Annotated in this window: 13 protein-coding genes; 7 read left to right on the forward strand and 6 right to left on the reverse strand. The window is 47.9% G+C overall.

The features are described 5' to 3' along the window. From L0156_27155 to L0156_27165, 3 genes are all read left to right on the forward strand, one after another. On the forward strand, positions 1–219 hold a 219-nt coding region (locus L0156_27155; GenBank protein MCI0606680.1), incomplete at its 5' end, for a DUF962 domain-containing protein. A gap of 6 nt (positions 220–225) precedes the next feature. Then, the gene (locus L0156_27160; protein MCI0606681.1) at positions 226–1,002 is read left to right on the forward strand and encodes a TatD family hydrolase; all 777 of its coding nucleotides are present in this window, start codon (positions 226–228) and stop codon (positions 1,000–1,002) included. A 49-nt stretch (positions 1,003–1,051) separates the two neighbouring features. Next, positions 1,052–1,501 carry a transcriptional repressor gene (locus tag L0156_27165; protein MCI0606682.1) on the forward strand — a complete coding sequence of 150 codons (450 nt, stop codon included), beginning with the start codon at positions 1,052–1,054 and terminating at the stop codon, positions 1,499–1,501. Here the strand turns inward: L0156_27165 and L0156_27170 are convergent. From L0156_27170 to L0156_27180, 3 genes are read right to left on the reverse strand one after another with little or no spacing between them, the layout of a single operon-like run. Beyond that, entirely contained in the window at positions 1,498–2,922 is a 1,425-nt protein-coding gene (locus tag L0156_27170) for an FAD:protein FMN transferase (GenBank protein ID MCI0606683.1), read from the reverse strand. The genes L0156_27165 and L0156_27170 overlap by 4 nt on opposite strands. Further along, the gene (locus tag L0156_27175; protein ID MCI0606684.1) at positions 2,919–3,449 is read right to left on the reverse strand and encodes an FMN-binding protein; all 531 of its coding nucleotides are present in this window, start codon (positions 3,447–3,449) and stop codon (positions 2,919–2,921) included. Before L0156_27175 ends, L0156_27170 begins: the two co-directional genes overlap by 4 nt. After that, positions 3,450–4,799: a hypothetical protein gene (locus L0156_27180; protein MCI0606685.1), complete on the reverse strand. Its 1,350-nt coding sequence runs from the start codon at positions 4,797–4,799 to the stop codon at positions 3,450–3,452. Positions 4,800–5,005: 206 nt separating this feature from the next. Here L0156_27180 and L0156_27185 point away from each other — a divergent pair, with 206 nt between their 5' ends. Next, entirely contained in the window at positions 5,006–5,584 is a 579-nt protein-coding gene (locus L0156_27185; protein MCI0606686.1) for an HNH endonuclease, read from the forward strand. Positions 5,585–5,587: 3 nt separating this feature from the next. Further along, positions 5,588–6,334 carry a hypothetical protein gene (locus L0156_27190; protein ID MCI0606687.1) on the forward strand — a complete coding sequence of 249 codons (747 nt, stop codon included), beginning with the start codon at positions 5,588–5,590 and terminating at the stop codon, positions 6,332–6,334. A 91-nt stretch (positions 6,335–6,425) separates the two neighbouring features. Here L0156_27190 and L0156_27195 read toward each other — a convergent pair whose 3' ends face one another. From L0156_27195 to pgsA, 3 genes are read right to left on the reverse strand one after another with little or no spacing between them, the layout of a single operon-like run. Further along, positions 6,426–7,007: a hypothetical protein gene (locus L0156_27195; protein ID MCI0606688.1), complete on the reverse strand. Its 582-nt coding sequence runs from the start codon at positions 7,005–7,007 to the stop codon at positions 6,426–6,428. Further along, the gene (locus tag L0156_27200) at positions 7,007–7,504 is read right to left on the reverse strand and encodes a zinc ribbon-containing protein (GenBank protein ID MCI0606689.1); all 498 of its coding nucleotides are present in this window, start codon (positions 7,502–7,504) and stop codon (positions 7,007–7,009) included. The genes L0156_27195 and L0156_27200 overlap by 1 nt, the downstream gene beginning before the upstream one ends. Further along, positions 7,467–8,060: a CDP-diacylglycerol--glycerol-3-phosphate 3-phosphatidyltransferase gene (gene pgsA / locus L0156_27205; GenBank protein ID MCI0606690.1), complete on the reverse strand. Its 594-nt coding sequence runs from the start codon at positions 8,058–8,060 to the stop codon at positions 7,467–7,469. The genes L0156_27200 and pgsA overlap by 38 nt, the downstream gene beginning before the upstream one ends. A 92-nt stretch (positions 8,061–8,152) precedes the next feature. On the opposite strand from pgsA, the gene L0156_27210 reads away from it, so the two are divergent. Together L0156_27210 and rpmF are read left to right on the forward strand one after the other, a co-directional pair. Next, on the forward strand, positions 8,153–8,689 hold the full coding sequence (locus L0156_27210; GenBank protein ID MCI0606691.1) for a DUF177 domain-containing protein: 537 nt from the start codon (positions 8,153–8,155) through the stop codon (positions 8,687–8,689). A 101-nt stretch (positions 8,690–8,790) separates the two neighbouring features. Then, the coding region (rpmF, locus tag L0156_27215) for a 50S ribosomal protein L32 (protein ID MCI0606692.1) at positions 8,791–8,876 on the forward strand (86 nt) is incomplete at its 3' end.

Here is an 8,876-nt window from a genome sequence, read left to right on the forward strand (position 1 = left end):
ATACATGCGGTTCTCACTCAATCCTTAATCAGTCTTCTTGCAGGGGTGATCTGTGCTTATGGTTTCGCATGGGCCGGTCATTTCCTGATTGAAAAAAACCGACCGGCTACATTTCAATATCCTTTACTTTCCTTGATCGGAGATTTCAAAATGTATGGCTTGATGTGGACCGGCAAAATGGAACAAGAAGTCGAACGTTTGAGGATTCGCGCAGCCTGATCCCTCATGCTCCGGTGGCTCGATGCGCACACACATCTCGATTCTGATGACCTCTTTTCTAAAAAAGAAGAGGTCCTCAACAGGGCTTTCCAGGCCGGAGTTACTCAGGTCCTGCTTGTGAACAGCGAAGCAACGGAACAGAGTTTCGAACGAACTCTGACCTGCCTGCACCTCCCGCATTCGGTAAAACGATTTGCATGTTTCGGAATTCATCCACATCAGGCAAATCTGTATGACTCAAAATGGGAGAAAAAGGTCAAAGAATTTCTCGAACAGACGGGCGTCGTAGCGCTGGGGGAAATCGGATTGGATTTTTATTACAACTACTCACCTCAGGATGTGCAGATTTCTGTATTCCAGAGACAGCTCGAGCTGGCGCTAGAAAAAAAGATGCCGGTGGTGATCCATTGTCGCGACGCGTATACCGAGCTGGCTCAAATCCTTGCTTCGCTGTCTTCAAAATGGCAGGGAATGATTCATTGTTTCACCGGAACCCCGGCGGAATTGGAACCCTTGCTGCAACTCGGCTTCCATATTTCTTTTTCCGGAATTGTGACTTTCCCAAAAGCAACCACCTTAAAAGAATCCGCGAAAAGTGTTCCACTCGATCGAATTCTCGTAGAAACGGACGCTCCCTTTCTGGCGCCGGTACCACACAGAGGAAAACGAAACGAACCTGCGTTTGTGGTTGAAACTGCCAGATTCATAGCCTCGCTCCGGAGCCTTACCGAACAGAAACTCTCAGAGGCCGTTTTCACAAATTTCGAAAAGTTATTCGCTTGACGCTTTTGCCAACCCCACTTAACATATTGAAAACGATTTCCAAAAAGCCATGGAAGAAGAATTGGAAGTACTGAGGGAGCATTTATCCCGAAAAAGATTAAAGAGAACCGAACAACGCGAAACAATACTGGAAGTTTTCCTGCGGTCGAAAAAGCACTTGACTGTAGAAGAGCTTCACAGGCTTGTAAATTATCAGGACCCCGGCATCGGGCTCACCACGATCTATCGCACAATGAAACTCTTTTGCGAGTGCAATCTGGCGCGCGCAAATTACTTTGAAGAAGGGCGAGTCCGGTATGAACAGCAATACAAAACCGCTCATCACGACCACATGATCTGTCTTACTTGCGGGGAAACAATCGAGTTTGTTCATCCTCAGATCGAAAAACTCCAAGAAAAAGTCGCGCGGCAATTTGGTTTTCGAATGACGGACCACCGAATGGAAATCTACGGGCTGTGTGAAAAATGCAACCGCCAAGGCGCCAAGACGCCAAGTTAACTTTTAACCTTTAACTTTTTAAATTCCAGTGTCTCCAGAATATTCTTCTGGGAATCGATCACAAAAGCCGCGGCAATCTTATTTCGGGTCGCCCATTGATAACCTCTCTCGGGTCCCATTACGTATAACGCCGTGCTCAAGATATCAGCTGCGAGTGCGCTTGGATGCCAAACTGTAACAGAACCGAACGGCTCTACTGGATGTCCGGTGGTCGGATTCAGGATGTGGTTGATGACTCGCTGGCCGATTTTTCCGGATCGTTCTGAAAAACCACTCGTGGAAATAGAACCTGTTGTCAGCAAAAACAGATCCTCCTCCGTTTCCGACCGATTCGATGGTTGAGCGATGGCGACGTGCCATGCAACGCCACCATGAACCGCAATCTGACCTCCAAAATCCATCATCAACGGTGCCATCTTTTTCGATGCAGCAACTTCCATGGCGCGATCCAAAGCTTCCCCTTTCCCGAACGCGCCGGGATCAATATGAACATCTTTGATCTTCGACACCGTGAGAGTTTCAGTATCCATGCTGATGTACCGAAGTCCGCTTACATCAAGTGTTCGTGAGATTTCCACTTCCGGCGGAATCCGAACGGAATGATGAACTTTCCATACCTCCAGGAGTCTTCCGATTCCGGGATCGAACGAGCCGTTTGTTAACTTTGTCCACTCTTTTGCTTTTTGGATGAGCTGAAATAGTTGAGGCGTAACTCGAACCGGTTGCCCGATTTCCGCCTGATTTAAACGGGAAAGCTCGCTGTCCGGTTTCCATGTGCTGAGTTGCTTGTCGGCAGATTCCACCACGCGGATCAGCTCTTCACTATCGAGCAAAGCCTTTTCCGGATCTTCTTCCATGAGGACGATGCGAAGACTCGTTCCCATGGAATAGACTTCACGTTCAAATGTTTCTGCTTGCGATTCAAAAACAATACCGGCCAACGCAACGATCAACAGGACTTGGACCGGAATTCGATATCTTGGTGAACCATTCTGTTTGGCGCGCCGTTGAGCATAGGAAGCAATTTGATGGACCAGATAAAACAGAGACCAGAGTGAACCGGTCCCAAGATGAACCCATAGAAGGATCTTGCGGAAATCAGAAACAACCACCTGAAGCAGGTAACCGGAGATCACCATCGCGGCAAACAAAGGAATCAGAACCAGCCCGGTTTTTCGCGCGCTGCGCGCTCCCGCTGAAATCTTAAACAAAATGTGGCTGTGAAGGACCATGCCAAAACCGAGCATCAAGAGTGGCGCTACTAATATGTGAGTAGAAAGAAAGTGAGGCTCCCACGGATGATTGACTACACTGAACGGATCATCCGGTTTCATCAGGTAATGCATCCAGGCATACCCGAGACCGGTGACGGTAAGCACGATCGTTGAAAGATGAAGGAGCCAGGACTCCAACCTGTTCACTTCGAGCTTTTCCCCTTACGCTGCAAAAGCGCATCGATCGCCAGCACACGGCGGACAGCCTCCGTCGTTGCTTTGGCCGTTAGAGTGGCGCCGGTAACTGCATGAATATCACGCTCCAGTTTCAGGTTCTCACCGAGCGCTTTTCCTTCAAACTGCTGGTACCAGCGCTCCGAAGGCAGGTACTCCGGGGGTTCCAGGAAAGCAACCACCTCAACCCGCTTCAACGTTCCATCGGGATGAAGGATCACAAGAAGAGACTCCTTTTTTGTGCGAACCGTATGCGTGTCCAGGTATGCCCGGCCAATCTCCTTGCCATTTTGCAGTGCACGATAACTTGCTACTAATACAGTAGAAATTATCGTGCCCGAAACTTTTTCTACTTCTTGCTTTTCCGGATCGGTCAAGAAAATCACCTGGGAACGGATCTCCGCTCCGGGAAACGCTGCTTTCAGCGCTTCTTCTCTACCGATTGTTTTCGCAAAAACTGCGTTTGCGAAAAGAACAATCAAGAGTGCAATTGTTTTCATCTAGAAGCTATAGCCTAACAATATGCTGAACTGATCGACTCCGGTATTTGCTTTGTTATCAAACGCAATGTAATCCGCTTTCACTACGATATTCGAGATCGGTTTGTACTCCAACCCAACCGTCCACAGGGATTGGTCGCGGGCAGGATTCCTCAGGAAGCCGGAAGGGACCTCCGATTGTGTGTCCACAGACTCATAACGAATGTACGGAGTCAGAGAATGCTCACCTTTCCCGGCCAGTATGTTATAGCCGGCTTCTATGTAGCCACCGTTCATCGATTCGCCGACAGAGGAAGAACCGGTGAGTCCCAGAAAATCATTCAACTCGTCGACATCATCCAGTGAAGCATGCGCGAACAGGCCGCGTACCTGAAGTCCATGCCTTTTGAATTCACCATGGAATTCTCTAATCCGAGTCGGGACGTCGATATCTGCCGCGGTCGTTCCAAAAACGATTGAGTTTCCAGCAAAGAAAGATCCGCCCACAACGATGCCCGGCGAAGGATTTACATCCAAACGCCCGACAAACGCGGGATCGCCGAGCTTCGACCGGGCGCCACTTTGCCGGCCACTGCGCAGTCCTGACGACGTGAAGTTGGCTGCATTCAGTCCCGCAACAACATAACCGCGATAGTTGAAAATGCCATGGCTTCCAACAAAACCAGCGCCATTTTCCCTCCAGGTCGTGGGAATGATCACGTTCTCTGTCAACGGCCGATGAGTACCCAGATAAGAATTCGGCTCATGAAATTCGTTGATCAATCCCATCGGCAGCAAAACCATACCTCCACGTAAAGTAATAGATTCGTTCATTGCAAAATCCAGATGAGCGAATTCGACCGCCACCGATCCACCCAGATCCGTATTAGCGTGTTCAAATTCAATCTCGGAATTGAACAAAATCCTTTCATTGAAACGATAACCAAAGTAAACAACGGCACGCACAAAGTCGATCTGGTCCGTCCGTCCTGACGCCGCACCAGCATCGGTTTCACTATCGAAATTCTCATAAAGCATCTCGCCATAACCCGCAAGCGACGGTCCCTGCTTCTTTGTATACACTGTGGCAGCCGAGCTTCCCAGCCCCAGAGATTTTCTTTTCGATTCATCCAGTTCTGTTTCTGCCTCTTCTCCGCTACGCAATTTCTCCACTTCGGCAGCCAGAATCTCCAATTGTCTCCGAATCTCCTGTACGCCGCTTGAGTCCGTTGTGGAGGTGGCAGCAGCCAGTTGCTTTTCAAGCTGTTCGATCCTCTGTTCAAGTTTTTTGATCTTCTCCTCTTGAGTTTCTCCCCATACGAACGATACACATAAAATAAAGATCACTCCAAACAGCACGCTCTTTAACATTCATATTCTCCTAATCTTGAAAACTATTTTCATAATCGTTTTCAGAATTCGTGAGTATACCCTCAGAAAAAGCAGGATGTCAATAGGGGAAATGAATGGACGTTGACACTAAATATTGTAGAACTTTATAATTACGATCTTATGTTGTCGAATGAAATGAGACGTTCGAAGAGAACGAATCCGTTTCATTTTTTGAGTAGAGGCAGATGAGAGGGATTCGCACTCACAAACCCCGCGTCGATCACTCCGTCTCTCTTCCTTCCCCTGGCAGATTGAGCAGCCGCGTTCTTGTATTAAACGCCACATACGAACCAGTTCACATTTGCAATGTTTATCGCGCCATTGTCATGATTTTTAAGGGTGTTGCTGTCATGCAGGAACAGGGTCTTTTTCATCTTCGGTCAGTTAGCTCCAGCTATCCAGCGCCTTCAGTGATCCGTCTGATTCACTTTGTCCATATTCCTTTCCGCAAGAAGCTGGCTTCGAAAAACAACATCCTGATTCGGGACCGTTTCTCCTGCCAGTACTGCGGAAAACCGCTGAAGTCGCAGGAAGTAACGCTGGATCATATCGTTCCAAAGTCCCGCGGGGGGGAATCGAACTGGGAGAACCTGGCCGCCTGCTGCCCCAGTTGCAATGTCCAGAAAGGGAGCCGTCTCCCGGAAGAAGCCGGGCTCACTCTGTTGAAGGATCCACGGAAGGGCTCAACCTATCACTTCATCCATCTGCTTCGCCATTACGGGAGCGTGGATGAGAAGTGGAAAAAGTACCTTTTCTATTCGTAGACCATGGCATCGACCGCCACCAAAGTTGTCCTGATCGGCTGCGGCATAGTTCTGGTCATCGGAATCATCATCATCGCTGCAGGTGGATTCTTTGTGCGAAGCAAGTTCAAGGAATTCACCGAAGGTACAAGCGACGTTGAGAAAACCACGAAACAGTTGAGCCAGAATTATCCATTTACTCCACCGGCCAATGGAGTGATCACCGAATCACAGATGCAAAGGTTTCTCGCAGCCCGCAAACAGATTTTTAGTGTTTATAAACGTTATGAAGGGGAACTTAAGAAACTGGATAAAGACAAGCCCGACCTTTCTGTTTTAACGAAAGGATGGAGCTTCTGGAAAGACCTCCGTGCGGAGCACGCAAAGGCGCTTGCAGCGCAGAAGATGTCGCCTGAAGAGTATCAATACATTGTGAATGCTGTGTACAAAACATGGCTCGCCAGCGGAACAAAAGAAGTTTTAAAGGATCAATCTTTCAGTGATGCGGCGGAAAAAAATCTGCGTGACATGATTGAATCCATTGATAAGCAACTGAAAGATCCGGCGACACCGGACGCCACAAAAAAAGCGCTTCAGACAACGCGCGACCAATTGCAATCTCAGTTGGATAATCTTTCCAAGAATTCTGCGTTAAAAAAGATGGACTCCACGCTCGATTCGGTTCCGAACGAAAACCTCGCCCTCTTCAAGAAGTACGAAAAGGAAATCGTCCAGTATTCAATGGCAGGCCTGGAATCAGTCGGTTTGTAACACCTTCGCTCTGTAGTGGCAGAGCATTTGCTCGCAGGAAAATGTCTGTTCTAATTTGAGCAAACTTTAGGATAACACGCTCGTTTATAGACTACGGCAAATGCTCTGCTACTACGCCGCGGTAAAAAAAGTACATTGCCACCATCTGAACCAGGTGGTAGATGTCATTAAAGTTGAAGTGTTCATGCAGCTGCATGCCGCTTCTTTGGATCGCCGCACCGGCAAAAGAAATCAACACCCCAACAACAAGCCAGAAATTTTTGTGAAAAATCGCCATCAACAGGATGGCAATCATCGCCGGCACATAGTTGTAGATCACGTATCTAAAATCGTTGCTGCCCGAAACGATGTAAACATAAACACCGAATTGAAGGATCGTGATACCGAGAAAAATATTTTTCCAGGGGTCCGGCATGTACACGCGAAACGTCGCAAACAGCATGAGCAGAGTCGCGAGACCGATTGTGTACAGTGTGATTTTCCATATGGCTTCCGCTGCAGGAACGCTCAGATTGCTGATGAATCCGTGATACGTCCCTCCGGCTGCTGCGGCAATGGCAAGCATGAAAAAAGAGATGGCCCAAATTGGGTTGTTTCTAATCAGGAGTGCGCCGAAGAAAATGCATTCGGCGGCCAGAAGATAATCGGTGATTGTTGTGGTGGGCTCAGTCACTAGGCCATTCGGAACTCGGACCCGCCACATTCCGGGCAAGCAGAAATTTTCCTGCGCCGTTTCACTTCCTGGATTTTGCTGCAGCCTGCGCAAACAAAAACTCCCTTATCCACAACCTGTCCCGCATGATAAGTGGGTTTATCAGACAAACTTGCTTCCAGATTATCCGCAGCCCTTTTGATCGCGGAAGCCAGGCCCTCAAGAAATTGAACACCGATTTGTTTCCCCTTTCGGAAAGACGCGTCAGCTTCCAAACGAATCCGCATTTCTTGAACTTTCTGAACGGTTTGTTCCCAATCCGCTTTCACGCGGTTTGAAAAATCTTCAACTTTTTCCTTACCGTATTTGTTTTCCAGTTTTGCTTTGATCGTTTCTGCCGTGCGATCGAATTCCCTTTTCGTTATCCGCCCGGCGGTCCGAAATCCTTCTTCCAGTAAAATGACAAAATCTTCCTGAAAATCACGAAACGATTTTTTCTTTTCTTGCTTCTTGCTCATTTTCCTCCTTCCACACGATTCTCGGCTGTCTTCGGAGCTTCATAAAGGTGATCAAATAGCTCACCGCTGAAATCAGCGAAACGACCATCGTTACCCATAACAAGAAACGACCGAACAGCAACCAATGTTCCTTGTAGGTATCGGCAATGATCAAAACGAGGATTGTGAAAATCTGCACAACCATCTTCGTCTTGCCAAACCAGTTCGCAGGCATGATATGGCCAAGAGAGGCGGCAATGCTACGGATCCCGCTCACTGCGAATTCGCGTCCCACAATGATGGTCACCATCCAGGCCGGCGCGAGTTTCAATTCCACAAGCGAGATAAAAGCGGAGCTCACTAGAAGCTTGTCGGCGATCGGATCCAGCAATTTGCCGAGAGCCGTGACCTGATTTCTCTTTCGCGCAAAATATCCATCGAAATAATCCGTCAGGGCGGCAACGACAAAAATCAACGCTCCGTAAATCTCCTTACCATCAATTCTTGTGAGCAGGACGACAACGAGCAAGGGAGTGAGAAAGATTCGACTTAACGTTAACGCATTCGGAAGATTCATTATCAAGTACCGAGTTATCAGCACTTTATCATCATTTCTGCATTGTTGTCTAATTCAGCTGATTTCCATAATATTAATGGGGGGAAATTCATATGTATCAAGAATCCATTGACTTGTCACATATTCCCGCAGAAGGGCTAAAAGTACAACGAAAAGTTCATCCAAATGCCTGGAAAATTGTCGAGACCGATTGGAAAAGCAGGGGCGAATTGGAATTTGAGCTTTTTCTACAAGGAAATGCGCGAAAAGCAGCGATAGAAGGTATGTTTACGGCCGGAATAACCGCGAATTGTCACCGCTGTTTGAACTCCTTTCCGCTTGATTTAAGGAGAAGTTTTCATTTAACCTATCTCGCGGCGGATCCCGAGCGATTTGCGAAAGAGGAAGTGGAATTGTCGGGCCAGGAACTGGAAGTTGCGTATTTGGAAGGAGAGCATCTTCCGTTACAAGAGATGATCCAGGAACAGATTTATCTGGCGGTTCCCATGAAATTTTTGTGCAAGCAGGATTGTCGAGGATTGTGTGTTCATTGCGGGGCCGATTTGAATGAAGTAGAATGTGAATGCCCGCAGGACGAAATGGATCCGCGGTGGACAAAGCTAAAAACAGTTCTGGACAAATCCAAGTAACCCCAAGGCGCCAAAGACAAAACGCAAAGGCGCCAAGACGCAAAGAAAAACTTTCAATTTCTTAGCGACTTTGCGTCTTTGCGTTTAAAGGAGTTTGAATTATGCCGAATCCAAAACGGAGACATTCGAAATCGCGTGGCCGGAAACGTCGCACTCATGACGCTTTGCAACAGCCAAGGATGTCGGA

This window comes from bacterium (genome assembly GCA_022616075.1).
Lineage (GTDB): Bacteria > Acidobacteriota > HRBIN11 > JAKEFK01 > JAKEFK01 > JAKEFK01.